Origin of the sequence: Knoellia locipacati (assembly GCF_044791685.1) — a bacterium.
In the GTDB taxonomy this organism is placed as follows: domain Bacteria; phylum Actinomycetota; class Actinomycetes; order Actinomycetales; family Dermatophilaceae; genus Knoellia; species Knoellia locipacati_A.
In genome coordinates this window covers 1,131,074-1,156,652 of sequence record NZ_CP087730.1, presented here as the reverse complement: position 1 = coordinate 1,156,652, position 25,579 = coordinate 1,131,074, and the positions used below count along the sequence as shown (strand labels likewise).

General features: G+C 70.7%; 24 protein-coding genes and 1 pseudogene. 18 read left to right on the top strand and 7 right to left on the bottom strand.

Annotated features, from left to right (window positions below):
* The first annotated feature begins 8 nt into the window (after positions 1-8).
* Positions 9-437, top strand: a complete 429-nt coding sequence (locus LL946_RS05435; protein WP_404385563.1) for an FHA domain-containing protein — start codon at positions 9-11, stop codon at positions 435-437.
* 14 nt (positions 438-451) lie between these two features.
* Here the strand turns inward: LL946_RS05435 and LL946_RS05430 are convergent, their stop codons facing one another.
* On the bottom strand, positions 452-1,984 hold the full coding sequence (locus tag LL946_RS05430; RefSeq protein ID WP_404385561.1) for a DUF222 domain-containing protein: 1,533 nt from the start codon (positions 1,982-1,984) through the stop codon (positions 452-454).
* A gap of 80 nt (positions 1,985-2,064) precedes the next feature.
* Between LL946_RS05430 and LL946_RS05425 the strand changes: the two genes are divergently transcribed.
* From LL946_RS05425 to LL946_RS05405, 5 genes are all read left to right on the top strand, one after another.
* Positions 2,065-2,841 (top strand): SDR family NAD(P)-dependent oxidoreductase, encoded by a 777-nt coding sequence (locus LL946_RS05425; RefSeq protein ID WP_404385559.1) that lies wholly within the window; start codon positions 2,065-2,067, stop codon positions 2,839-2,841.
* Positions 2,842-2,978: 137 nt separating this feature from the next.
* Positions 2,979-3,869 carry an ABC transporter ATP-binding protein gene (locus LL946_RS05420; RefSeq protein ID WP_404385557.1) on the top strand — a complete coding sequence of 297 codons (891 nt, stop codon included), beginning with the start codon at positions 2,979-2,981 and terminating at the stop codon, positions 3,867-3,869.
* Complete coding sequence (locus LL946_RS05415; RefSeq protein WP_404385555.1) at positions 3,866-4,663, top strand: ABC transporter permease; 798 nt, start codon at positions 3,866-3,868, stop codon at positions 4,661-4,663. Before LL946_RS05420 ends, LL946_RS05415 begins: the two co-directional genes overlap by 4 nt.
* A 7-nt stretch (positions 4,664-4,670) precedes the next feature.
* Positions 4,671-5,885: a sensor histidine kinase gene (locus LL946_RS05410; protein ID WP_404385553.1), complete on the top strand. Its 1,215-nt coding sequence runs from the start codon at positions 4,671-4,673 to the stop codon at positions 5,883-5,885.
* On the top strand, positions 5,882-6,514 hold the full coding sequence (locus tag LL946_RS05405; protein WP_404385551.1) for a response regulator: 633 nt from the start codon (positions 5,882-5,884) through the stop codon (positions 6,512-6,514). The genes LL946_RS05410 and LL946_RS05405 overlap by 4 nt, the downstream gene beginning before the upstream one ends.
* A gap of 6 nt (positions 6,515-6,520) precedes the next feature.
* Here LL946_RS05405 and LL946_RS05400 read toward each other — a convergent pair whose 3' ends face one another.
* Positions 6,521-7,195, bottom strand: a complete 675-nt coding sequence (locus LL946_RS05400; RefSeq protein ID WP_404386797.1) for a DedA family protein — start codon at positions 7,193-7,195, stop codon at positions 6,521-6,523.
* Between the two features lie 164 nt (positions 7,196-7,359).
* Between LL946_RS05400 and LL946_RS05395 the strand changes: the two genes are divergently transcribed.
* Positions 7,360-7,644, top strand: a complete 285-nt coding sequence (locus LL946_RS05395; protein WP_404385549.1) for a Rho termination factor N-terminal domain-containing protein — start codon at positions 7,360-7,362, stop codon at positions 7,642-7,644.
* Between the two features lie 24 nt (positions 7,645-7,668).
* Here the strand turns inward: LL946_RS05395 and LL946_RS05390 are convergent, their stop codons facing one another.
* A complete protein-coding gene (locus tag LL946_RS05390) occupies positions 7,669-9,069 on the bottom strand; it encodes an MFS transporter (RefSeq protein ID WP_404385547.1) in 1,401 nt (466 codons plus the stop codon).
* The gene (locus LL946_RS05385; RefSeq protein WP_404385545.1) at positions 9,066-10,460 is read right to left on the bottom strand and encodes a nitrate/nitrite transporter; all 1,395 of its coding nucleotides are present in this window, start codon (positions 10,458-10,460) and stop codon (positions 9,066-9,068) included. Before LL946_RS05385 ends, LL946_RS05390 begins: the two co-directional genes overlap by 4 nt.
* A gap of 202 nt (positions 10,461-10,662) precedes the next feature.
* On the opposite strand from LL946_RS05385, the gene LL946_RS05380 reads away from it, so the two are divergent.
* From LL946_RS05380 to LL946_RS05360, 5 genes are read left to right on the top strand one after another with little or no spacing between them, the layout of a single operon-like run.
* Positions 10,663-14,388 (top strand): nitrate reductase subunit alpha, encoded by a 3,726-nt coding sequence (locus LL946_RS05380; protein WP_404385543.1) that lies wholly within the window; start codon positions 10,663-10,665, stop codon positions 14,386-14,388.
* Position 14,389: 1 nt separating this feature from the next.
* The gene (gene narH, locus LL946_RS05375) at positions 14,390-16,123 is read left to right on the top strand and encodes a nitrate reductase subunit beta (protein ID WP_404385541.1); all 1,734 of its coding nucleotides are present in this window, start codon (positions 14,390-14,392) and stop codon (positions 16,121-16,123) included.
* Positions 16,120-16,839 (top strand): nitrate reductase molybdenum cofactor assembly chaperone, encoded by a 720-nt coding sequence (gene narJ, locus LL946_RS05370; protein WP_404385539.1) that lies wholly within the window; start codon positions 16,120-16,122, stop codon positions 16,837-16,839. Before narH ends, narJ begins: the two co-directional genes overlap by 4 nt.
* Positions 16,836-17,573, top strand: coding sequence for a respiratory nitrate reductase subunit gamma (narI, locus tag LL946_RS05365; protein ID WP_404385537.1), 738 nt, complete (start codon positions 16,836-16,838; stop codon positions 17,571-17,573). Before narJ ends, narI begins: the two co-directional genes overlap by 4 nt.
* Positions 17,570-17,989 (top strand): hypothetical protein, encoded by a 420-nt coding sequence (locus tag LL946_RS05360; RefSeq protein ID WP_404385535.1) that lies wholly within the window; start codon positions 17,570-17,572, stop codon positions 17,987-17,989. The genes narI and LL946_RS05360 overlap by 4 nt, the downstream gene beginning before the upstream one ends.
* 24 nt (positions 17,990-18,013) lie before the next feature.
* Here the strand turns inward: LL946_RS05360 and LL946_RS05355 are convergent, their stop codons facing one another.
* From LL946_RS05355 to LL946_RS05345, 3 genes are read right to left on the bottom strand one after another with little or no spacing between them, the layout of a single operon-like run.
* Complete coding sequence (locus LL946_RS05355) at positions 18,014-18,505, bottom strand: DinB family protein (RefSeq protein ID WP_404385533.1); 492 nt, start codon at positions 18,503-18,505, stop codon at positions 18,014-18,016.
* 5 nt (positions 18,506-18,510) lie between these two features.
* Complete coding sequence (locus LL946_RS05350) at positions 18,511-19,005, bottom strand: hypothetical protein (protein ID WP_404385531.1); 495 nt, start codon at positions 19,003-19,005, stop codon at positions 18,511-18,513.
* Positions 19,002-19,970: a hypothetical protein gene (locus tag LL946_RS05345; protein ID WP_404385529.1), complete on the bottom strand. Its 969-nt coding sequence runs from the start codon at positions 19,968-19,970 to the stop codon at positions 19,002-19,004. The genes LL946_RS05350 and LL946_RS05345 overlap by 4 nt, the downstream gene beginning before the upstream one ends.
* Before the next feature lie 107 nt (positions 19,971-20,077).
* Here LL946_RS05345 and LL946_RS05340 point away from each other — a divergent pair, with 107 nt between their 5' ends.
* The 6 genes and pseudogenes from LL946_RS05340 (at position 20,078) to LL946_RS05315 (ending at position 25,494) form a co-directional block, all read left to right on the top strand.
* Entirely contained in the window at positions 20,078-21,301 is a 1,224-nt protein-coding gene (locus LL946_RS05340) for a sensor histidine kinase (RefSeq protein ID WP_404385527.1), read from the top strand.
* Complete coding sequence (locus LL946_RS05335) at positions 21,268-21,930, top strand: response regulator (protein ID WP_404385525.1); 663 nt, start codon at positions 21,268-21,270, stop codon at positions 21,928-21,930. Before LL946_RS05340 ends, LL946_RS05335 begins: the two co-directional genes overlap by 34 nt.
* Positions 21,930-22,610: a TrmH family RNA methyltransferase gene (locus LL946_RS05330; RefSeq protein ID WP_404385523.1), complete on the top strand. Its 681-nt coding sequence runs from the start codon at positions 21,930-21,932 to the stop codon at positions 22,608-22,610. The genes LL946_RS05335 and LL946_RS05330 overlap by 1 nt, the downstream gene beginning before the upstream one ends.
* Positions 22,607-22,864 (top strand): annotated as a pseudogene (locus LL946_RS05325) (methyltransferase domain-containing protein); the annotation flags it as partial. The gene LL946_RS05330 and the pseudogene LL946_RS05325, both read left to right, overlap by 4 nt.
* Before the next feature lie 101 nt (positions 22,865-22,965).
* Positions 22,966-23,430, top strand: coding sequence for a hypothetical protein (locus tag LL946_RS05320; RefSeq protein ID WP_404385521.1), 465 nt, complete (start codon positions 22,966-22,968; stop codon positions 23,428-23,430).
* A gap of 54 nt (positions 23,431-23,484) precedes the next feature.
* Positions 23,485-25,494, top strand: coding sequence for a HelD family protein (locus LL946_RS05315; RefSeq protein ID WP_404385519.1), 2,010 nt, complete (start codon positions 23,485-23,487; stop codon positions 25,492-25,494).
* Positions 25,495-25,579 lie beyond the last annotated feature (85 nt).

Genomic DNA, 25,579 nt, shown 5'->3' with positions numbered 1-25,579 from the left:
GCCGACGCGTGTCGCTCGTCTCCGGCTCCCGCGCCGCCGCAGCCTCGCCCTGGGTGGCGGAGGTCTGGGTCGACCCGCAATGGTACGAGTGCCAGAGCAGCCCTGACCGCCTGCCCGCGTTCGGTCCTCCCACGGTGGTCCCGCTCCGGGAGAGCCAGGTGCTCATCGGTCGGCACAGCGAGGCCAAGGCGGTCACGCCGCACATCGACTGCGAGGGTGACGCGGGCGTGAGCCGGCGCCATGCGCGCCTCACCCGTCACGGTCTCGGCTGGGTCGTCGAGGACCTGGGGTCGGCCAACGGCACCTACGTGAGCTCCACGATCGGCGACATCCCGGACGACCCGATCGAGGCGGGCCACCCGGTGGGCTCGGGGCACGTCCTCTACCTCGGGTCGTGGACCCGGATCGTCCTCAAGCAGGAGTCGCTCACCCCCTGACCGCGGGGCTGACGTCAGGCCGCCCGGGCGTCGACCCAGAACTCGTCGTCGGGCACCCAGTCGTCGGGCAGGTAGCGCTCGTCGGTCGGGTCGTAGGGCGGTTCGAGGTCGTCCAGCCATCGCGGGGACCAGCCTTGGCCGAGGATGGGTGGCGCGGTCGAGTCGTAGGTGTGCCCGGTCGGGGTCGTGACCCGTATGCCGTGTGGTCCGGTACGTGGCGATCCGGTGCCGTCGAGCCCAGTCGACTCGACGCGCACGTGCCAGCCGTCGGCCTCCTTGACCTGGTTGTGCCGCTGGCACAGGCCCTCGCCGTTGGCGGCGGAGGTGGGACCGCCGTCGGCGGCTGCGATGGCGTGGTCGGACTCGATGGCGGGGGCGTCGCACCACGGGATGCGGCAGGTCGGGTCGCGCAGCTCGAGGAACCGCCGCAGCCCACCGTGGAACTTCCGGCGGGTGGAGTCGAGGGCGACGAGGTCGCGTCCGGTCGGGTCGGTGAACAGCCGACGCAGCCACACGAACGGAGCCGGGCCTCCGGCTCCGGCTCCGGCTCTGGCGCCGTCGCTCGTCGCCCGACGTCGGCCGCTGTGATTGAGGCCCTCGCCACGGTCCAGCAAGTCGGCCACACAGGCGCGGGCCTCGGCGCCGGGGACCGGTCCCCACCCGGGGATCGTTGCGCAGTCATCTGCAGGCGCGGTGCCACCGAACGCGGCCGGCACCAGCGCCCGGTCGGTCATGACCAGGCTGACCTCGACCGGCTGCGGCTGACCCTTGGCGCGGCCGCTGAGGAGCTCGAGGGCGCGGTCGGCCAGCCACGCACCCTTGCCGCGGGTGTCGGCACGAGCAACGGCAGCGGCCGCCTCCCACTGGTCGTCGGGCAGGTCGGGGTCGATGACGTGGCGGCGGCCCTCATCACCGACCAGGGCGAGGTGGGCGCCGATGACGTCCTTCATCGGGCCGAGGACCGACAGCCACGCCATGCCGTCCGCGGCCGGACACACCGACACCCGGCGGGAAGCGACCGCACGACGGTGTCGCTCTGCCAACGACTCCGCATCCAGCGCCGCACCCGCCCGACGGGCTGCAGCAGCCAGTGCCTTGTCACCCAGAGAACCGAGAACCGGCGCCAGCCTGCGGTCGACCTCGCCGCGGTGCTCCCGCGACAGGCAGGCCGTCTCACGGACGACGATCGTGGCGCGACGCTCGCTGATCTCCCCACGCGTCAACGCCGCCAGAGTCTCGGGCAGCTCGTCCACCAGTGCCCGAGCCACCCCGACATGCTGGTCGGCCAGCGTCGGCGAGCACCGCCGCGCCAACGCCAGGTCGGCGCGCACGCTGCGGGAGTCCTCACCCAGCGCCTCGCGGTCCACCACGGCAGCCGCCGTCAGCCGCGCCTGCGTGGCCGCCGCAGCACCCTTCATCGACTCCAGCGCCGAGACCACGGAGACACGGTCCGCCTCGGTCAACCCCTCCGGAGAGATCACAGCAAGCGCGGACACGACCGATCGGACGAGCCCTTCAGGCCCGCTCGGTGCTGGTGTCCCCTCCATGACCCCACACTACGAGCGACCACCGACAGTCACCGTCGCCCGAAAGCATCCCCCGCACCGAACCCACGCCACAATGGCGCATGACCTCGACAGTTCTCGACACGTTCTCGCTCACCGGCCGCACGGCGCTCGTCACCGGGGGATACCGCGGGCTCGGCCTCGCCTTCGCCCGTGCCCTCGCCGAAGCCGGCGCCGACGTCGTCATCGGTGCCCGGGACGAGGAGTCCTCCGTCGCTGCGGCCGCGGACCTCGCGTCGGCCACGGGACGAACCGTGGTCGGAGTCGGGCTCGACGTCACCGACCGGGCGAGCGCCGAGCGCGTCGTCGCCACTGCGATCGAGGCCACCGGCCGCCTCGACGTGCTCGTCAACAACGCGGGGGCGTGCGTCCACCGCCCGGCCCTCGACGTCACCGACGAGGAGTGGGACAGCGTCTTCGACACCAACGTGCGCGGGCTGTGGATCATGAGCCAGGTCGCCGGACGGCACTTCGCCGACGCAGGGACAGGTGTCATCGTCAACATCGGCTCGATCTCGGGACTCATCGTCAACAGGCCCCAGTGGCAGCCGGCATACAACGCATCGAAAGCGGCCGTGCACCAGCTCACGAAGTCGCTCGCGGCCGAGTGGGCGCCGCTCGGGATCCGGGTCAACGCCGTCGCGCCGGGCTATGTCAAGACCGAGATGGCCCCCGTCGACGACCCGGCGTTCAAGCCCCGCTGGATCGACGACGCCCCCATGCAGCGCTACGCCCTCCCCGAGGAGATCGCGCCGACGGTCGTCTATCTCGCCTCGGATGCGTCGAGCTTCATGACCGGGTCCGTCGTCGTCGTCGACGGCGGCTACACGACCTTCTGACCGTCGCCGTCACCGCTTCTCCGGGGCTGGTCCTTCAGCTCCGCGCACGCGCTCGCGTCGGCGTCCACCGGTCGGTGGACGGCCCGTCCACCCGGCAGTCGGTCCGGACCGGCACATGACAGGACCATGCTGGAGGCATGACAGCGATCAGCATCCGCGGACTCGTCAAGGCCTACGGCGACCGGCGGGCCGTCGACGGCCTCGACCTCGACATCGAGACGGGCGAGGTCTTCGCACTCCTCGGGCCGAACGGAGCGGGCAAGACGACGACCGTCGAGATCCTCGAGGGCTTCCGCACGGCCGACGAGGGTGAGGTCAGCGTCCTCGACGCAGACCCGCGCACCGCGGACCGCGCCTGGCGCAACCGGATCGGGATCGTCCTCCAGACCTCGGCGGGCCTCGACCTGCTCACACCGCGCGAGATCCTCACCTCGACGGCCCACACCTACGCCACACCACGAGGGGTCGGCGAGGTCATCGCGGCGGTGGGGCTGGAGGAGAAGGCCGACGAGCGCATCGCCGGCCTGTCCGGCGGTCAGCGGCGCCGGCTCGACGTCGGTCTCGGCATCGTCGGTCGCCCGGAGCTGCTCTTCCTCGACGAACCGACGACGGGGTTCGACCCGCAGGCACGCCGTGACTTCTGGGAGCTCATCCGCAACCTCGCATCCGAGGGGACGACGATCCTGCTCACGACGCACTACCTCGACGAGGCCGAGCAGCTGGCCGACCGCGTCGGGGTCATCGCCGCCGGGAGACTGCTCGCGCTCGACACCCCGGCGAACCTCGGCGGCAGGGCCTCCGAGGAGGCGACGGTCGCGTGGAGCGAGGACGGCCACCGGCGCACGGTGCGCACGGCCACCCCCACCCTCGAGGTGAGGAGGCTGTCCGAGCGCTTCGTCGGCGAGGTCCCCGAGCTCGTCGTGAGCCGGCCCTCGCTCGAGGACACCTACCTCTCCCTCATCGCGCCGCACGTCACGCAGGCCGACGTCGAGGACCACGCCACAACAACACGGAAGGTGCTGGCATGAACGCCGTCGCCCTCGGGCTCGACCGCACCGTCCTCGAGCTCAAGATGTACTCCCGCGAGAAGGAGGCGGTCTTCTTCTCCTTCCTCTTCCCGATCATGATGCTCGCGCTGTTCTCGGTGATCTTCGGCGACGCGATGGAGGCCGGCGGCGCGCAGCTGAGCGCCGCCGAGTACTTCCTGCCCGGCATGATCTCGGCCGGCATCCTCCTCACGTCCTTCCAGACCATGGCCATGTCGGTTGCTGCCGAACGCGACGACGGCACCCTCAAGCGCCTTCGCAGCACACCCATGCCCCCGGTGTCGTACTTCCTGGGCAAGGTCGGCCTTGTCGTGAGCACCGCTCTGGCACAACAGGTCCTGCTCCTCGCCGTGGCCCGGTTCGCCTTCGGGGTGGACCTGCCGGACACGACGGCACGGTGGGTGACCTTCGCGTGGGTGTTCGGGCTCGGGGCCTTTGCCGGCACGGTGCTCGGCACGGCCTACAGCTCGCTCGCGTCGGCCAGGACCGTCGGTGCCGTGGTCGTCGCGCCGATGCTCATCCTCCAGTTCATCTCCGGGGTCTACTTCGCCTTCACCGACATCCCCGGCTGGCTCCAGCAGGTCGCCTCGGTCTTCCCGCTCAAGTGGATCGCCCAGGGCATGCGCTCGGTGTTCTTCCCCGACGCCCTCGCCTCGCTCGAGATGGGCGGCGCGTGGGAGCACGGCCGCACCGCGATGGTGCTCGGCGCCTGGGCCGTCGTCGGGCTCGTCCTGTGCGTCCTGACCTTCCGCTGGTTCAAGCGCGGCACGACATGATGGAACCGTGACCGCTGCACCCCTGCCCCCACCGGAGCTGTCGAGCGACCAGCTCGCCGCGGTGTGGCGCAGCCAGGCGAAGTGGTGGCACCTCGGCTGCTACGCCATCGTCGCCACCGCGGTCGTCGTCGCCCTCCTCGAACCTCCCGGCCAGCACGGGCGGTGGCCCACCCTCGTGCTCCTCCTGGGGATAGCGGTGGCCTACACCCTCTTCGGTCGCCGCGCGATCATGCGCGAGGAGGCCGTGTATGCCGTGCTCTACCAGCTCACGGCGTGGACCTGTCTCCTCACGATCATCGCCCTCGACCCGGACTTCGAGGCCTGGCTGCTCTTCTTCTGCCTCTTCCCGCAGATCTGGGCGACCTTCGAGGTGCGACCGGCGCTCATCGCCACCGGTCTCGCGCTGCTCGCCCTCTTCACCGCCGCCGTCGCACCGGCGGAGAACCCCCGCGCCGAGGTTCCCGGCGCCCTGGTGTCGGTCGTCATCTCGTTCGCCCTCTCGGCGGCGCTGGGGATGTTCATCCACCGCATCATCGGCGAGGCCGAGAACCGAGCGGCGGTCATCGACGAGCTCCGTTCGACCCGGGCCCAGCTCGCCGCCGTCGAACGGGCCGCCGGCGTCCAGGACGAGCGGGGCCGGCTCTCCCGCGAGATCCACGACACCCTCGCGCAGGGCTTCACGTCGGTCATCGCCCTGTCGCGCGCGGCGACCTCGGCCCTCGACCGTGACGACGTCGCGACCGCCCGCGAGCGGCTCGCGATGATCGAGCACACGGCCGTCGACAACCTGGCCGAGGCCCGGGTCATCGTCGCCGAGCTCACGCCGGGGCACCTGCAGTCGCGCACCCTCGTCGAGGCCCTCGCGAGGCTCGCCGGGACGGTGACGGAGGAGACCGGCATACAGGTCACGTCGGAGGTCGACGGTGAGCCGGCCCCGCTGGGTGGCAACGCGGAGGTCGTCCTCCTGCGGGGCGTCCAGGAGGCGCTGTCGAACGTCCGGCGGCACTCGGGCGCACGGTCCGCGGCCGTGACCCTCACCTACCGACCGGAGCGGGTCGCCCTCGAGGTGACCGACGACGGCGCCGGCTTCGACCCCGCGACGACCCAGCCCGGGTTCGGGCTCGACGGGTTGCAGGCCCGCGCCGCCGAGCTCGGCGGCGCGGTCACGATCACCGGCGGCGACGGCCACGGCACCAGGCTCGTCATGGAGCTGCCCCGATGATCCGCGTCCTCGTCGTCGACGACCACCCCGTCGTGCGGGCCGGGATGGTCGCGCTGCTTGGCGAGCTCGACGACATCGACGTCGTCGGCGAGGCCGGCAACGGTGCCGAGGCGCTCGCGCTCGTCCCGCGCCTGACCCCGGACGTCGTCCTCATGGACCTCCGTATGCCGGTCATGGACGGTGCCGACGCGACGGCCAGGCTGCGGGAGCAGCCCGATGCACCCCAGGTGCTCGTCCTCACGACCTACGACACCGACGCCGACATCGTGCGGGCCGTCGAGTCGGGGGCCCGCGGCTACCTGCTCAAGGACACCCCGCCCACCGTGCTCGCCGACGCGATCCGCCGGGCGGCCCTGGGCGAGACCGTCCTCGCGCCGCCCGTGGCGGCCAGGCTCGCCGAGCGGCTGCGGGCGCCGGCCCGGGTCGAGCTGACCCCGCGCGAGCTCGAGGTGCTGCGGGCCGTGGCGCGAGGGTTGTCCAACGCCGAGGTCGGCCGCGAGCTGTTCATCGGCGAGGCGACGGTCAAGACGCACCTGCTCAGGGTCTTCACGAAGCTCGAGGTGACGGACCGGACGGCAGCGGTCACCGCGGCATACGGGCTCGGCCTGATCACCGTGCCCGGACGGTGACGAGGCTCAGCGCTCGTCGTGACGCAGGTCGTCGACGACCTCTGCGGTCTCCTCCACCGCCGCGCGGGTCGCGCTGCGGTGGCGGAGGTACTCGAACACCATCGGGAGGACCGACACCGCGACGATGAGGAGGACGGCTGCCTCGAGGTTGTCGTGGATGAAGTCGACACCGCCGAGGAAGTAGCCGAGCAGCGTGATGCCGGTGGCCCACAGGACCGCGCCGACGCCGCTCCACAGGAAGAAGCGGCCGCGGTCCATCCGCGAGACGCCCGCGACCACGGTGATGAACGTGCGCACGATCGGCACGAAGCGGCCGAGGACGAGCGCCTTGTTGCCGTGCTTCTCGAAGAACTCGTGGGTCTGGTCGAAGTACTGGCGCTTGATGAACCGGCCGTCGCGCTCGTAGAGCGGCGCCCCGATGGCGCGGCCGATCTCGTAGCCCACGACGTTGCCGAGGAAGGCCGCGATGCTGAGGATCGCGCAGGCGAGGACGATGTTGATGGCGATGTCGCCGCGGCTGATGAACAGCCCGATCGCGAAGAGCAGCGAGTCACCCGGGAGGATCGGGAAGAGCAGCCCGCACTCGATGAAGACGATCGCCGTGCTCACCCAGAAGAACTGGGAGCCGAAGCGGTCGAGGAGCCACTGGGGGTCCATCCAGTCGGGGCCGAGCGAAGGCATCATCACGCGCGCAAGGGTATGCCGTGCCGCTGGGTGTCCGCTGGACGGCTCCCGTGCCGGGGGCGCTGGGCCACCCGGGGGGTGCGGGCCACCTCCCTTCGGGGGTTGCACGCGGTCCGCGCAGCGCACAGGGTGGAAGGACCCCACGACACCGAGGAGGAGCCATGCCGGAGAGCAGGAGCGGTGCGAAGGACCCGGGCCCGAGCATCAAGGACCCCGAGCTCTACGAGAAGCTGCGCGACGACGGTGCGAGCAAGGAGAAGGCCGCGCGGATCTCCAACGCCGCCGCCGCGTCCTCACGCTCGGACGTCGGCGAGCGAGGTGGCGAGGCCGAGAACTACGAGGACCGGACCGTCGAGGAGCTGCGTGATCGCGCCAAGGAGCTCGGGATCGAGGGGCGGTCGTCGATGAGCAAGGACGAGCTCATCGACGCGCTCCGCAACCACTGAGCTCCCCGACGTCGGCACCGGCGGCTACGACGGCTTGGGGGCGCCCGGTCGTGCGTACCGCATCCACGTGATGGCGATGCACATGAGCGCCCACGCGATGCCGATGGCGTAGAACGTCGTCGGTTCCATGACCGTCAGGCCGACACCGAAGAGGAACGGGCCGAAGGCCGCGATGGCTGCCGTCCACCCGATGACGCCTCCGGCCTGGCGGCGCTCGAAGATCATCGGCATCTGCTTGAACGTCGAGGCGTTGCCGATGCCGCTGAAGAGGAAGATCGCGAGCATCCCCCAGAGGAAGGTGCTGAAGTCACTCCGCAGGGCCTCGGCCGAGGAGGTGTCGGGCACCAGCGCGGTCATCGTCCAGGCGATGGAGGCCACGAGGCCGATCCCCGAGACGAGCGTCCACCGCGCGCCGCCCATGCGGTCGGTCAGTGGGCTGAAGACGACCCGGGCGGCGGCGCCGACGAGCGGGCCGAGGAAGACGTACTTCACGGGGTCCGGCACCGAGTAGCCGTCGATGAGCAGCTGGGCGCTCGCCCCGGCTCCCTGGACGATGTCGGTGTTGCCGGCGCCGTAGAGGTTCTTCATGAGCAGGCCGAACTGGGCCGACAACCCCGAGAAGGTGCCGAAGGTCATGATGTAGATGAGGGTCATCCACCAGGTGTCCTGGGTCTTGAAGATGTCGAACTGCTGGCGGATGTTGGCGGTGATCGGGACCGACTTGAGCATCGTCCACGCGAGGGCGGCACCGATGAGGATGAACGGGATGTAGACGAACGACGCGTTCTGGTACCAGACCTCGGAGGCCTGCTTGCCCGGGAGTCCCTGCATGGTCTGCGAGGCGCCGAGGAAGCCGATCATCGAGAAGCCGATGATCCACGGCGTGAGGAGCTGGACGAGGGACACACCGAAGTTGCCGATGCCGGCCTGGAGCCCGAGAGCCGTGCCCTGCAGGCGTCGTGGAAAGAAGTAGGAGGTGCTCGGCATGAAGCCGGAGAAGGCACCGCCACCGATGCCGGAGAGGAACGACAGGGCCAGAAGCTCCCAGTAGGGCGTCGTCGGGTCCTGGATGCGGACGGCCCAGCCGAGCACCGGGAAGATGAGCAGCAGCGTCGTGAGCGTGACGAGCTTGCGGGTGCCGAGGATGGGGGGCATGACCATCCACCCGAGCCGCATGAGGCCGCCGGCGAGGCCCGGCAGGGACGTGAGCCAGTAGAGCTGGCTCTGGGTGAGGTCGAACCCGAGGTTGGTGAGCTTGGGAGCGATGGCGCTGGCGAGGAACCACGAGGCGAAGCAGAGGGTCAGGGTGAACGTCGTGATCGAGAGCGTCGTCCAGGCGAGCCTCTTGTCCCAGGTCTCCTCGTTCTCGGGGTCCCAGGCGTCGAGCCACTCACCACCTGTGCGACTCGTCGTCGTGCTGCTCATGCGCGTGCCTCCTGGGGGATGGGGTGGGACTCTGCCGGGGTGGTGCTGGCCGCAGCCGGGTCACGGCCGTCGACGGGAGCCTCGAGCGCCGTGGCGAGCTCGGGGGAGTGGGTGTGGAGCATGTGGACGACGGTCCAGTGCATCCAGATGCTGCAGACCGCGGTGAGCAGGAAGAGGACGAAGAAGGTGCTCGAGGGCAGGCCTGTCCACCGCTGGCTGTAGGCGAAGAGGGGCGGGAGGAAGAACCCGCCGAGGCCACCGAGCATGCCGACGAGACCCCCGACCGCCCCCACGTCCTTGGGGAAGTACTCGGGGATGTGCTTGAACACGGCGGCTTTGCCCACGCCCATCGCGCAGCCGAGCAGGAAGACGGCGATGGCGAACGGCCACAGGCCGATCTCGTACGGGAGGATGTCCTTGGGTCCGGTGCGCGTCTGCAGGACGATGTAGCCGCCCGGCATGGACAGGAAGAGCGACGTCGCCATCATCGCGCCGAAGGTCCAGTACATCGCCCGCCGGGCGCCCCACCGGTCGCTGAACCAGCCCCCGACCGGGCGCAGCAGGGACGCGGGGAAGATGAACGTGGCGGTGAGCAGGGCGGCGGTGCTGAGGCTCACGTCGAAGTTGTCGACGTAGTACTTCGGCAGCCAGGCCGCGAGGGCGACGTAGGCACCGAAGACGGCGACGTAGTAGAGGCTGAACCGCCAGACCCGCAGCTCGCGCAGAGGCCGGAGCTGCTCGCGCAACGGCCGGCCGCGGCCCGGCTTGCGGTCGTGCGCCGGTGTGATGACCAGGACGAGGGCCGCGAGGACGAGGAGCAGCACCGCGTAGATGACGGGCACGATGCGCCAGCCGCCCTCCACGACACCGAAGTACGTCGCGCCGGCCGTGCCGGTGATGAGCGCCGGGCCGATGAACTTGGTCACCGAGGCGCCGACGTTGCCGGCACCGAACACGCCGAGCGCGAAGCCCTGCCGGTTGCGCGGCGTCCACGCCGAGTTCCACGAGATGCCCGCGCTGAAGGAGTTGCCGGCGAAGCCGACGAGGAAGGCCAGGACGAGCAGCATCCCGTAGCTCTGCGCCTGGGAGACGAGGTAGGCCGGGATCGCGGTGAAGGCGAGCATGGCTGCGAAGACCTTGCGGCCGCCGATCCGGTCGGTGACCATGCCGGCCGGCAGGCGCCAGAGCGATCCGTTGAGGACGGCGACCGCGCTGAGCCACGAGAGCTCGACGTCGGTGAGCCCGAACTCCTTGCGGATCGGGATGCCCAGGATGCCGAACATCAGCCACACGGCGAACATCACCGTGAAGGCCGTCGTCGACATCACGAGGACCCGGCGCGCGGGGCGCTCGTCCCTCACATCCCCCGCAGGTCGGTGCTGCTCCGACACGGTCTCTCCTTCCACCCTCGACGTGACGGTAGCGATCGACCGTCGGCACGTCGACCGTAGAAGTCCTCGGGCCGCCGCCGCAGGGTCTTAGGTCCCGTCATGAGAAGACACGACCCGGGACGTTGGTCCTTGCCACGGTGGCGCTGGAGCCGGTTGGCTGGCACCGTTGTGCGCACCAGCGTCAACGTCGACGAGGAGAGCCGTGACCACGAGCGAGCAGGCCACCACCCGACCAGGATTCGACGGCCCTCTCGCCGACGCCCTCGTGGGGACCCGCAGGTTCTTCACCAGAGGCGAGGTGTCGGACGATCGGCGCACCCTCAGCCTCGAGGGCGGGCGCGGCGGCGACTCGTTCTACCGGGACCGCTGGAGCCACGACAAGGTCGTGCGCTCCACCCACGGAGTCAACTGCACGGGGTCCTGCTCGTGGAAGGTCTACGTCAAGGACGGGATCATCACCTGGGAGGCGCAGCAGACCGACTACCCCTCCGCCGGGGCCGACCGACCCGACTACGAGCCGCGCGGCTGCCCGCGCGGAGCGGCCTTCTCCTGGTACACGTACTCGCCCACCCGCATCCGCTACCCCTACGTCCGTGGCGTCCTGCTCGGGATGTTCCGTGAGGCCAAGAAGGCCCACGGTGGCGATCCGGTGCTCGCATGGGCCTCCATCGTGGACGACCCCGAGAAGGCGGCTCGCTACAAGAGGGCGCGGGGCAAGGGCGGCCTCGTCCGCTCCTCCTGGGAGGAGGTCGTCGAGATCGTCGCGGCGGCCCACGTCTACACCGTCAAGGCCCACGGCCCCGACCGCATCGCCGGCTTCTCACCGATCCCGGCGATGTCGCCGGTGTCCTACGCGTCGGGAGCCCGCTTCCTCGAGCTCGTCGGCGCGCCGATGCTCTCGTTCTACGACTGGTACGCCGACCTGCCCAACGCCTCACCCCAGATGTTCGGCGACCAGACCGACGTGCCGGAGTCCGGCGACTGGTGGGACGCGGCATACCTCATCATGTGGGGCTCGAACGTCCCCCTGACGCGCACGCCCGACGCGCACTGGATGACCGAGGCCCGCTACCGCGGGCAGAAGGTCATCGCCGTCGCGCCCGACTACGCCGAGAACGTCAAGTTCGCCGACGAGTGGGTGACGCTCGGGCCGGGCACCGACGGTGCGCTCGCGATGGCCATGGGTCACGTCATCCTCAAGGAGTTCTTCGTCGACCAGCAGGTCCCGTTCTTCACCGACTACAACAAGCAGTACACCGACCTCGCGAACCTCGTCTGCCTCGTGCCCGGCGAGGACGGCGTGCACCGCCCCGGCAAGTACCTCGTCGCCGGCGACGTCGACGGCGGGCCGAAGTCCGACTCCGAGAACGCGATGTGGAAGCCCGCCGTCATCGACGGCCGCACCGGCGAGCTCACCGTGCTCAACGGGTCGATCGGTGACCGCTTCGGTGACGAAGGCCTGGGCAGGTGGAACCTCGAGCTCGGTGACGTCGACCCGCTGCTCACCCTCCACGGCACCCACGACGACGCGGTCGAGGTCTCGCTGCCGCGCTTCGACGCCGCCGACGGCAAGGTCGCGCACGAGCCGCGGGGGGTGCCGGTGCGCCGCATCGGTGACCGCGTCGTCACGACGGTGCTCGACCTCCTCCTCGCCCAGTACGGCGTGGCCCGCGACGGGCTCCCCGGCGCCTGGCCGACCGGCTACGACGACCCGACCGTGCCTGCGACGCCCGCGTGGCAGGAGGAGCTCACGGGCGTCCCGGCGGCGCAGGTCGAGCGGCTCGCACGCGAGTGGGCCCAGAACGCGATCGACACCGACGGCCGCGGGATGATCCTGCTCGGCGCCGGCACCAACCACTGGTTCCACAGCGACCAGATCTACCGGGCGATCCTGCTGCTCACGACGATCACCGGCTGTCAGGGACGCAACGGCGGCGGCTGGGCGCACTACGTGGGCCAGGAGAAGATCCGCCCGATCATGGGCTTCCAGCACATGGCGTTCGCGCTCGACTGGCAGCGCCCGCCGCGGCACATGAACCAGACGGCGTACTGGTACGTCCACACCTCGCAGTACCGCTACGACACCTTCACCGCTGACGACCTCGACTCCGGCACCGGGATCTTCGAGGGCAAGAGCGTCATGGACCTGCTGTCGCAGTCGGTGCGCCTCGGGTGGACCCCGAGCTACCCCACGTTCGACCGCAGCTCGCTCGACCTCGCCGACGACGCGGCGGCCTCCGGGATGGAGGCCCCGGCATACGTCGCGCAGGAGCTCAAGGAGGGCCGGCTGCGCTTCGCGGTCGAGGACCCGGAGTCGGGCACCAACCACCCCCGGGTGCTCTCGCTCTGGCGCTCCAACCTCCTCGGGAGCTCGGCCAAGGGCAACGAGTACTTCCTGCGACACCTCCTCGGCACCGACAGCGCGGCCACGGCGGTCGAGGCGTCGCAGGACCAGCGGCCGACGAGTGTCGATTGGGCCGAAACGGCGCTCGACGGCAAGCTCGACCTGCTTCTCACGCTCGACTTCCGGATGACGAGCTCGACGATCCTCTCCGACGTCGTCCTCCCAGCAGCGACCTGGTACGAGAAGCACGACCTGTCGACGACCGACATGCACCCGTTCATCCACTCGTTCAACCCGGCGATCAGCCCGCCGTGGCAGACGAAGTCGGACTGGGACACGTGGAAGGCCATCGCCAAGAAGTTCAGCGAGCTGGCCGTCGAGCACCTCGGCACCCGCAAGGACGTCATCGCCAAGCCCCTCTGGCACGACACCCCGGAGGCGATGGCGACGGTCCACGGCGAGGTCAAGGACTGGCGAGCCGGCGAGTGCGAGCCCGTGCCCGGGAAGACCATGCCGGTCATCGCCGTGGCCGAGCGCGACTACACCGCCATCTACGACAAGATGACGAGCATCGGCCCGCTCCTGGAGAAGGTCGGCATGCTCACCAAGGGCGTCGCCTACGACGTCAAGCGCGAGATGGACATCCTGCGCGGCCGCAACGGTGTTCGGCGAGGCGGTGCCGGCGACGGGCAGCCCAAGGTCGAGACCGACATCCAGATGGCCGACGCGATGCTTCACCTGGCCGGGGTCTCCAACGGGCACCTCGCCACCCAGGGCTTCCGGTTCCTCGAGAAGCGGACGGGCACCCAGCTCGCCGACCTCGCCGCCGAGCACGAGGGCAAGCAGATCACCTTCGCGGACACGCAGGTCGCCCCCGTGCCGGTCATCACGAGCCCCGAGTGGTCGGGGTCGGAGTCCGGTGGCCGGCGCTACAGCCCGTTCACCATCAACATCGAGCGGCACAAGCCCTTCCACACCCTCACCGGTCGCCAGCAGTTCTACGTCGACCACGACTGGTTCCTCGGGATGGGCGAGATGCTCCCGGTCTACCGCCCACCGCTCAACATGACCCGGCTCTTCGGCGAGGCCCCGATCGGTGAGATGAGCCAGGCGGAGGGCCAGGGGGTGGCCGTCTCGGTCCGCTACCTCACCCCGCACAACAAGTGGTCGATCCACTCGGAGTACCAGGACAACCTGTTCATGCTCGCCCTCTCCCGCGGTGGGCAGTCGGTGTGGATGTCGGACCAGGACGCCGCCAAGGCCGGGATCAAGGACAACGACTGGATCGAGATGGTCAACCGCAACGGCGTGGTCGCCGCCCGCGCCATCGTCAGCCACCGGATGCCCGAGGGCACGGTCTACATGCACCACGCCCAGGACCGGCTCATCGACGTGCCGCTCACCGAGCGCGACGGCAAGCGGGGCGGCATCCACAACAGCCTGACCCGCATCCTGCTCAAGCCGAACCACATCGTCGGCGGCTACGCCCAGCTCGCCTACTTCTTCAACTACATCGGGCCGATCGGCAACAACCGCGACGAGGTCACGATGATCCGCAAGCGCACCGCGAAGGTGGAGTACTGACATGAAGGTCATGGCGCAGATGGCGATGGTCATGAACCTCGACAAGTGCATCGGGTGCCACACCTGCTCGGTGACCTGCAAGCAGGCGTGGACCAACCGCTCCGGCATGGAGTACGTCTGGTTCAACAACGTCGAGACCCGTCCGGGACTGGGCTACCCGCGCGGCTACCAGGACCAGGAGAAGTGGAAGGGCGGCTGGACCCGGACCAACGGCGGACGGCTCACCCTGCGCGCCGGCGGCCGGCTGAGCAAGCTGCTCAACATCTTCTCGAACCCGAAGATGCCGGCGCTGAGCGACTACTACGAGCCGTGGACGTACGACTACGAGACCCTGCTGACCGCGCCCTCCCAGAAGCACTTCCCCGTCGCCCGCCCGCACTCGCTCATCTCCGGCAAGCCGGTCAACATCGAGTGGTCGGCCAACTGGGACGACGACCTCGGGGGCAGCCAGGAGCACGCCGCCAAGGACCCGATGCTCAAGGGCATCGAGGACAAGGTCACCCTCGCCTTCGACGACACGTTCATGTTCTACCTGCCGCGCATCTGCGAGCACTGCCTCAACCCGTCGTGCGCGGCGTCGTGCCCGAGCGGCGCGATCTACAAGCGCGAGGAGGACGGCATCGTCCTCGTCGACCAGGACAAGTGCCGCGGCTGGCGCATGTGCGTCACGGGCTGCCCCTACAAGAAGGTCTACTTCAACCACAAGACCGGCAAGGCCGAGAAGTGCACCTTCTGCTACCCCCGCATCGAGGTGGGCATCCCCACCGTCTGCGCGGAGACGTGCGTCGGGCGGCTGCGCTACATCGGCCTCATGCTCTACGACGCCGACAAGGTGCTCGAGGCCGCCTCGGTCGAGGACGACCACGACCTCTACGAGGCGCAGCGCTCGGTCTTCCTCGACCCGTTCGACCCCGAGGTCCAGCGCGAGGCGGAGCGTGCCGGCATACCGGGAGACTGGATCTCGGCCGCACAGCGGTCGCCCGTCAACGCGCTCATCAACACCTACAAGGTCGCGCTGCCGCTGCACCCGGAGTACCGGACGATGCCGATGGTCTGGTACATCCCGCCGCTCTCGCCGGTCGTCGACGTCCTCAAGGACACCGGCCACGACGCGGAGGACTCCGACAACCTCTTCGGCGCCATCGACGCCCTGAGGATCCCGGTCGAGTACCTCGCGAACCTCTTCACCGCCGGTGACACCCCCCCCGTCGACCTCGTGCTGCGCAAGCTCGCGGCCATGCGGTCCTACATGCGCGACATCAACCTCGGGCGCGACCCGCAGGAGCACATCCCCGCCGCCGTCGGCATGACGGAGGAGGAGATGTACGACATGTTCCGGCTGCTCGCCATCGCCAAGTACGAGGACCGCTACGTCATCCCGACCGCTCACGTCGAGGAGGCGCACGGGCTCGAGGAGCTGGCCACCGACTGCCCGGTCACGAGCTACGACGACGAGCTGATGGAGCTGTCGGGCCCGTTCGGCGAGGGCTCCGGGCGGGGGTCGGCCACACCGGTGGCGGTCGAGAACTTCCGCATGCTCCAGGAGCGCCAGACCTCCGAGACCCTGGTCGGCGGCGGCACGACGCGCGGCCGGGTCAACCTGCTCAACTGGGACGGCAAGGGCGCGCCGCCCGGGATCTTCCCGCCCACACCGGCCGACCGCCAGGGCGAGGACCTCCCCGAGCCCAGCAACGGCGGCACCGGCTCGGGCACCGACGGCGAGGCCCGGTCATGATGCCCTGGCGGCGTCACCGCCGTTCGTCCTCCACGCTGTCTCCGGAGCACCAGGCGAGCGCGTGGCAGGTGGTCTCCCTCCTGCTCGACTACCCCGACGAGACCCTGCTCGAGCGGGTGCCCATGCTCACCGAGGTGGTCGACGGACTTCCCGAGCGCGTCCGTATGCCGTTGCGCCGCTTCCTCGCCCACGTCGCCGACACCTCTCTGGGCGAGCTCCAGCGGGACTACGTCGACACCTTCGACGTCACCCGTCGCTGCTGCCTGCACCTCACCTACTTCCTCCACGGCGACACCCGCAACCGTGGCGCGGCCCTCGTGCGGATCAAGCAGGACTACCGGCGTCACGGCGTGCAGTTCACCGACGAGGACGCCGAGCTGCCCGACCACCTCTGCGTCGTCCTCGAGTTCGGCGCGACCGTGGACGCTGGGACGACCTGGCGACTGCTCAACGACCACCGCGTCGGCATCGAGCTGCTCCGGGTTGCCCTCGTCGAGCGCGCCTCGCCGTGGCTCGACGTCGTCGAGGCCCTCAGGGCAACGCTGCCCGTGCTCGCGGGTGACGACCACCAGGCGCTCGCCCGGCTCATCGAGGAGGGCCCGCCGGCCGAGCTCGTGGGGCTGAGCACCGAGATGAACGCGCCGTACGCCCTGCCCGGGTCCGAGGACCACCAGCCCAGCGGTCCCACGCCCGTCACGATCGGAGGCCCGCGTTGAGCACCTTCCTGTGGGTGATCTTCCCCTACATCTGCCTCGCGGTCTTCGTCGTCGGGCACGTCTGGCGCTACCGCTACGACAAGTTCGGCTGGACCACGCGCAGCTCCCAGCTCTACGAGAGCAAGCTGCTGCGCATCGGCAGCCCGCTCTTCCACTTCGGCATGCTCGGGGTCGTTCTCGGCCACGTCATGGGGCTCCTCCTGCCCCAGGACTGGACCGACGCCGTCGGGCTGAGCCACGAGGCCTACCACGTCATCGCGCTCGCGGGCGGCATCCCAGCCGGCATCGCGGCGGTCGTCGGGCTGGCGATCCTCGTCTACCGCCGCCGGACCGTGGGCCCGGTCTTCTCGGCCACCACGGTCAACGACAAGGTCATGTATGCCGTGCTCGGCACCGTCATCGTCCTGGGCATGTGGAACACCATCGCGGGAAGCCTGTTCACGATCGGCGGCGAGTACAACTACCGCGACGGCGTCTCTCCGTGGTTCCGACAGATCTTCTGGTTCCAGCCGGACGCGAGCCTCATGGCCTCGGCGCCGCTGGGGTTCAAGCTGCACGCCTTCCTCGCGTTCGTCCTCATCGCCATGTGGCCGTTCACCCGTCTCGTGCACGTGTTCTCGGCGCCGCTCGGCTACTTCACCCGGCCCTACATCGTCTACCGCAGCCGTGACGAGCGGACCGGACGGGCAACGGGAAGCCGTGCCCCCAAGCGAGGCTGGGAGAAGGTGCAGTGAGCCACGGCGGGTCCCACAACGGCGAGGCCCACGACGGCGAGGCCCACGACACCCACCACGGGGAGGGCTCCGCCGATGTGGTCGGCACCGACGAGCCGGTCGTCGACCTCGTCGACGAGAGCGCACGACTCGTCGCGGAGGCGCGCGAGGGCGGCCGTGCCCAGGCGGTCCGCGTCGTCGTCCGCCAGCCGGGGCAGAAGGCGCTCCTCCTCGGGCTTCCTGCCGGTGGCGGCCTGCCGGACCACGACGCCCCGGGTCCGGCCTCGCTCGTCTGCCTCGCGGGCGAGGTGGTGCTCAGCAGCGGCGGACGGTCCTGGACCCTGCCGGCCGGGTCGGGCCGCGTCATCCCGCAGGCGCGGCACGACGTCAGGGCCGACGTGGACAGCGTCTGCCTCCTCACCGTCTCGGTCGACTGACCCGTCGTCGCCAGCCGGCGAGGGCTACTGCCCGGTGCGGCCGTCGATGCACTCGCGCAGCAGGTCGGCGTGGCCCAGGTGCTGGGCGTACTCCTCGATGAGGTGGACGACGACGTCGCGGACGTTGAGCTGCCCGTGGTGCCCGCCGTCGACGACGGCGCCCATGTCGTCATGCTCGGCGAGCCACTGCTCGCCGAAGGCGACCTCCTCGCGCCAGGCCGCCCACGCATCGTCGACGGCCGCCTGCTCACCGACGGCGCCGTTCCAGTCGTCGTCGTGGCCGCGCGGGCCCCACAGCCGGTCGGGCTGCCGACCGTCAAGAGTGCGCCGCCACCAGACCCGCTCGACCTCGGCGAGGTGGCGGACCATGCCGAGCAGCGACATCGTCGACGGCGGCACCGACCGCAGCGCGAGCTGCTCGGGCGTCAGCCCCTCGCACTTGCGCACGAAGCCCTCGCGTCGGCTGCGGAGGTAGTCCGCGTAGTTGTCCCTCTCGCCCAGCAGCTGTGTGGTCATGAGCGTCATTGTGGCTGCCGGGCACCTCGGCGGCGACTGTCGGTCGAGGGGACGTAGGAGTGGGTCGTGAGGACGAGTGCGCCGAGGGTGGCGAGGCCGACCACGCCGTGGAACCAACGCCAGCCCACCCCGATGCCGACGAACCCGTCGACCACGACCACGGCGGCGCCCGCGCCGACGCCGAGCACCATGCCCGCCAGCGCGACGAGCACCAGCGTCCGCGGCAACAGCCGACCCGCTCGGGTGATCGTCGCCATCGAGATGGCCGCGCCGAGCACGCCGGTCGCGCAGCCCAGCCACTGCGAGAGGGACACGTCCATGACCTCCCGCGCATAGCGCTCGTGCTCCTCGGGCGACACCACCGGACCGGTGGGGAAACCCATCCGGCCCTGGGCGGCATACACCGCCTTTCCGAGGGCGTACCCCAGTGACAGGACCGCCATCACGTATGCCGGCCAGCGCCTCTGGGTGGTCGGGTTGCCCAGCGTCCCGGTGCTCATCGGTGGCCCACGCGGCCCAGGCGGGCGGCCGCGAAGGCGGTCATCACTCCACTGACGCCCCTGAGGAGCTCGAGCGCCAAGAGTCCCGCGGGGACGGGCTCGTCGCCGCGCAGCGGGTTCGGGAGGACCAGGACGACGAAGAAGTACAGGCCCCAGGCGGCCACCACGGCCGCCCCGGCATACGCCATGACCAGGGCGGTCGAACCGCGCACAGACCCGGGGGAGCGCAACGCCAGGGCGATGAGGCCGGCGCTGGAGACCAGAGCCATGAGCACCGCCACGACGTCGTGGGACCCGACCAGGTCGGCGCGTGCGGCGACGAGGAGCCCCGCCGTGCAGATGACGACCATCCCCACCCCGTGGACGACGGTGAGACGCCGCTGTCGTGCGGAGGTCGGTACCCAGGCGGACACCCGCGTCGTCCACCCCCCGGGGCGGATCCAACGGTCCCAGGCGTGCAGGGCGAAGATCGCGAGGAGCGAGAGCCCGAGCACGCCGAAGCCGCCGTAGACCATGGCGAAGACCCAGTCCGCGATCGGGCTGTCGGTGGCGTTGCCCTGCGCGGTGCTCGGACCGGTGCTCGGACCGGCGCTCGGTGAGGACAGGGAGCGCCGGACGGCCTCGACCGGGAGAACGACGAGGATGCCGCCGAGCAGCCCGGTTCCCACGAACATGGGGACGTGCACGACGGCCGCCGGGATCCGTCGGCCGACCTCGAGGACGAGGAGGACGGCGAGTCCCGCGGCGGTGAGCTCCATGAGGAGCGTCACGGCGTTGGCCGTGACCATGACCGGGTCGGAGAACGCGTCGGGATCGGCGAGGCCCACGCCCGAGCCGCTCAGCCACAGAAGCTTGAGGACGACGTAGGGCAATGTGGCGAGTACGGCAACCGTGGCGAGGGCGATCCGGAGGGGGCCGGGCCGGGAGGGTCGGGTGGGCGTGGGGTGGTCGAGGGTCGTGGTCATGACAACGACTCTGGGCGGCACGGCACGTCGCCGCATCACACTCCCGAGGGGTTCGTCTCCCTCGGGTGAGGGATTCGCGGAGGCCGGGTGCATGCCAGTGTGGGTTCATGCAGCGCGGTGTCGGTTGGGGGAGGGTCGCCCACGTCTTCCTTGCCGTGGCGGTGGCGCTCCCTGTCGCCGTCGCCGCCGGGGCCGTCGTGGTGTCGATGTTCGCTCCGGGTCAGACGCCCCTCAACCGTGGGCTGCTCGCCGTGATCGCGGTCGTCTTCGGTGCCATCGTCCTCTGGGTCGCGCACCTGCCGGAGGTACGTCCGGTCGAGGTGTCCGCGGCACGCACGCTGCTGGGACTCGACCTGCCCGCAGTGGCCGCGCCGCACGACTGGGGTTCCCGACGCCGCGGGGCGGTGTGGTTGCTCGTCCTGCTGGTCGTGGGCCTGGTCGTCGGCGTGGGCCTGCTGTACCTGCTGCCTGTCGGGGTGGGACTCATCGCCCATCCCTTCACCGGCGCGGACGAGCTCGCGCGGCCGCTCGGTGGAGCCGCGTTCCGGACGGGGTCCGGGTGGGACGCCGCCTGGCTCGTCGTGCCGGGGGTGCTTGCCCTGGCTGCTGTCGGTGGGCTCGTGTGGGCAGCCGGCGCGCTCCTGGAGCGCCTCGCGCCGCGGGTCATCGGCCCGACGATCGTCGAGCGGGTCGCCGTGGCCGCCGAGCGTGAGCGTGCGCTGGCCCGGGCGAACGCCCTCGCCCGCGACCTGCACGACTCGCTGGGGCACCGCCTCACCGCGATGACGCTCCAGGCGTCGGCGGCACGCAGGCTCCTCCGGACCGACCCCGGGGCGGCGGAACGCGCGATGGCGGCGGTCGAGGACCTCGGGAGACGGGCTCAGGCCGACGTCGACGCGGCCGTCGGCGCCCTCCGAGGCCGGCGGTCTCAGCAGGAGGGTGGCGCGACGCCGGCGGCCACGTCGGACGTCGTCGTCCAGCTCCGGAGGATTCTCGAGCAGCACCCGGCAGAGCTGCATTTCCGGGCGCCGTCGAGCCTGGTCCTGCCCACGACGGTCGCGGACACCATCTGTCGAGTGGCCAGGGAGGCCCTCACCAATACCAGCCGTCACGGGACCGGACTCGTCGACGTCAATCTCGAATCCCGCTCTGGCACAGCGGTCCTCGAGGTCCGCAATGCCGTGGCTGGCGACTCGGACGAGTCGGTGGCGTCCGAGCGGTCTGGTCTGCAAGGGTTGCGTGAGCGGGTCCTCCTCGACGGCGGGAGCCTCAGCGCGGGGATCGAGGAGGAGGGGACGTGGCTGCTGCGGGCGACGCTGCCGACCAGGTGATCCGGGTCGCCGTCGTCGACGACGACGACCTCGTCCGGTCCGGTCTGGTGGCGATCATCGGCCTGGAAGGCGACATCGAGGTCGTCGGCGAGGGGGCCGACGGTGCCGACGTCCCGTCCCTCGTGGCGCGGTCCTCTCCGGACGTCGTCCTCATGGACGTCCGTATGCCGCACATCGACGGCATCGCCGCGACCGCGGCTCTGGCGTCGCGTGAGGGAGGTCCGGCCGTGGTCGTGCTGACCACCTTCGAGAACGACTCCTACGTCCGGGACGCGTTGCTGGCCGGCGCTCGTGCATTCGTGCTCAAGCGGGCAACGCCTGAGCAGCTCCTCATGACGGTGCGGACGGTGGCGCGGACGGAGGCGCTGGTCTTCCCGGAGGCGATCCGGAGCGTCGCGGTCCCGCACGCGTCGACGAGGGCGCCTCGATGGGTTGGCCGCCTCACGGCACGCGAGCGGGAGGTGATGGCGGAGATGGCTCGTGGCAGCACCAACTCCGAGATCGCCGAGTCGCTCTTCATCTCGCTGGAGACGGTGAAGTCCCACGTCCGGTCACTTCTGGCCAAGTCCGGCGCGCGGCACCGCACCGAGCTCGTCGTCCGCGCCTACGAGTCGGGGATGCTGTCCTGATGGACGACGAGCGAGACCCCGTCGGGGACGATCGAGACCCCGTCGGTGTGGGCCCGTGGGAGGGCCCGAGGCCCGAGGACGACCGGCTCGACCCGGACCTGCTGCGCGACGGGGACCGGCGCAACGTCGTCGACGCCTACCGCTACTGGCGGCACGAGGCGATCGTGGCCGACCTCGACACCCGGCGGCACGACTTCCACGTCGCGATCGAGAACTGGGAGCACGACTTCAACATCGGCTCGGTCGTGCGCACCGCGAACGCCATGGGGGCGGCGGCGTTCCACATCGTCGGCCGGCGCCGGTGGAACCGCCGGGGAGCGATGGTCACCGACCGCTACCAGCACGAGCACCACCACCCCACGCCCGGTGACCTGGCGACGTGGGCCGGAGCGCACGGCATACGGCTCTTCGGGATCGACAACCTGCCCGGCAGCCGCGCCCTCGAGACCTACGACCTGCCGAGGAACGCGATGCTCGTGTTCGGGCAGGAGGGGCCGGGGCTGTCCGAGGCGATGCGTGCCGAGTGCGAGGCGACGCTGCACATCGAGCAGTTCGGGTCGACCCGGTCGATCAACGCCGGCGCCGCTGCCGCCATCGCCATGCACGCCTGGGTCCGGCGGCACACGTTCGGCCAAACCGTCACAGGCGCGGAGGAGCCGGGGCCAGACTTGGCCCCATGAGCGATCTGTCGCCCGAGGCGCGCAGCGCCGCCATCGCGGGCGTGTTCGACCGTGCCGCCACGACCTACGACCAGGTGGGAGTCGACTTCTTCGGACCCGTCGCCGAGGCGCTCGTGGCGCGGTCCGCACCGCAGGCGGGGGAGCGGGTGCTCGACCTCGGCTGCGGTCGGGGCGCGAGTGCCCTGCGTGCGGCGGCGCTCGTCGGGCCGTCCGGTGAGGTCGTCGCGACGGACCTCGCACCGGCCATGGTGCGGGGGCTGCGTGCGGAGGCCGCCGACCTGCCGTGGCTGACGGCCGACGTCGGTGACGCCGCCGACCCCCGCCGGGTCCGTGGGACGTCATCCAGGCGAGCCTCGTGCTGTTCTTCCTCCCCGACCTCGGGGCCGCGCTCGACCGCTATCGCCACGCGCTCTCGCCTGCCGGCCGACTCGGCTTCACGTGGTTCGGTGAGGCGGACGAGAGCTGGGACCGTGAGTACGGGCAGCTCGTGGGCGGGCTCCCCGAGGCGTCACGACCCCTCGGCAACATCGCCAGGCAGGGGGTCTTCGCGTCGGTCGAGGCGATGGAGGACCTGCTCGTGCAGCACGGCTGGCAGGACGTCACGACGACCGAGATGCGCGCCCGCCTCGACTTCGCCGACCCGGAGCAGTGGTGGGACTGGACGTGGTCGCAGGGGCAACGCTCCCTGCTCGAGCTGCACGAGGCGAACGGCTCGTTCGACCTCATCCTCGACCAGGTCCAGCCGATGCTCGAGGAGCGCGCCGGCGAAGGTCGCCTGTCGTGGTGGACCGACATCCGGGTGACGCTCGCTCACCCGTGACCTAGGCTGTCCCTCCCCCATTTCACCCCTGAGCTCAGGAGAGGCGACATCGTCATGCCCACTCATGAGGAGCTCACGGAGGAGCGCGCCCACCTCGCGAACGCCCGCGCCGAGCTGGCCCGGATGCGCGAGCGCACCCTCGCCCTCGACGTCCAGGGCGGCAACGCGGTCTCCTCGGAGGCGCTGGCCGAGACGCTGTGGCGCCGGGCCCGCTCGCTCGAGGACGACCCCACCACCGCGCTGTTCTTCGGGCGGGTCGACCTCGACACCGACGAGCGCTGGTACATCGGTCGCCGCCACGTCACCGACGACATGGGTGACCCGCTCGTCATCGACTGGCGGGCGCCGGTGTCGACGACGTTCTACCGCGCCTCGCACGCGGACCCGCTCGGGGTGCGGCTGCGCCGGCGCTTCGGCTACGACCACGGTCGGATCACCGCGATGGAGGACGAGCACCTGCTCGACGCCACCGAACCGGACGCGAAGTCGCAGATCCTCGCGACCGAGATCGAGCGTCCCCGCGTCGGGCCGATGCGCGACATCGTCGCGACGATCCAGCCCGAGCAGGACGCGCTCGTGCGCGTCGACGCGACGACGACCGTGTGCATCCAGGGAGCACCCGGCACCGGCAAGACCGCGGTCGGACTGCATCGTGCGGCGTGGCTGCTGTATGCCTTCCGGGAGCGGCTGAGCAGAAGCGGCGTCCTCGTCATCGGGCCCAACGAGGCCTTCCTCGAACACATCGGGGCAGTGCTCCCCACCCTCGGCGAGGTCGACGTCCGGCACACGAGCATCGAGGCCCTCACCGCCTCGGTGCCGATCCGCGCCACCGAGTCGGCCGAGGTGTCCCGGCTCAAGGGCGACGCCCGCATGGCGCAGGTGCTCCACCGGGCCGTGTGGTCGCACCTCGTCCCGCCGAGCGAGGCGATGGTCGTGCCGCGCGGGTCACGCAGGTGGCGCATCCCGGCATACGACATCGCTCCGCTCGTCGACGGGCTCGCGGGACGCGAGATCCGCTACGACGCTGCCCGGCAGCTGCTCCCACAGCGGCTCGCCCACGCCGTCCTCGTGCGGATGGAGGCGCTGGGGGAGTACCCCGACGACCGGGTCCAGGACGCCGTCGCGCGCAGTGCGCCCGTCAAGGCGTATGCCGCGTCGATCTGGCCCAAGGTCGACGCGCGTGCGCTGCTCCACCGGCTGCTGTCCGACGGTGAGGCACTCGCGGCCGCGGCGGGAGACGTGTTGACGCCGGAGGAGCAGCGGCTACTCCTGTGGGAGAAGCCCTCTCGCACACCGGGATCGACTAGCTGGTCGATTGCGGACACGTGGTTGCTCGACGAGCTCGGGGACCTCCTCAACCGGACGCCGAGCCTCGGTCACGTGGTGCTGGACGAGGCCCAGGACCTCTCGCCGATGCAGCTGCGGGCGGTCGGTCGCCGATGCTCGACGGGTGCGGCGACCGTCTTGGGCGACATCGCACAGGGGACGACCCCGTGGTCGACGGCGTCGTGGGAGGAGAGCCTGGCCCACCTCGGCAAGCCGGGCGGCGTCGTCTCCGAACTGCGTCGAGGGTTCCGGGTGCCAGCCAGCGTCATCGAGTTCGCGGCCCGGCTGCTCCCCGAGGCCGCGCCGGGGCTGGCGGCGCCGCAGTCCGTCCGTGACAACCCCGGACGGCTGGACCTCGTCGCGGTGGATCGAGAAGAGCTCGTGAGCGAGGTTGCGGCACAGGTGGATCGGCTGCGAGTGCTGGAGGGCAGCATCGGCGTCATCGTGCCGGATGCGCGGGTGGCCGAGGTCTCTTCAACGCTCGACGCGGCTGGGATCGAGCACGGCACGCTCGGGGCGACCCATGGCGACGTGGACCACCAGGTCGACGTCGTGCCCGCCACGGTGGCCAAGGGTCTGGAGTTCGACCACGTGCTCGTCCTCGAGCCCGCCGAGATCGCTGCTGCCGAGCCCGACGAGCGCACCGGTCTGCGGCGCCTCTACGTCGTGCTGACCCGCGCCGTCTCCGACCTCACGGTCGTCCACGCGGCGGCGCTTCCTGAGGCACTCAGGCTCTGACGTCGAAGTGACGCCTGGAGACAGATGTCCTGTGTCACAGCGATATTGGTTCTGTGCAAAAGTCGAACTCGAACGCATGTTCGAC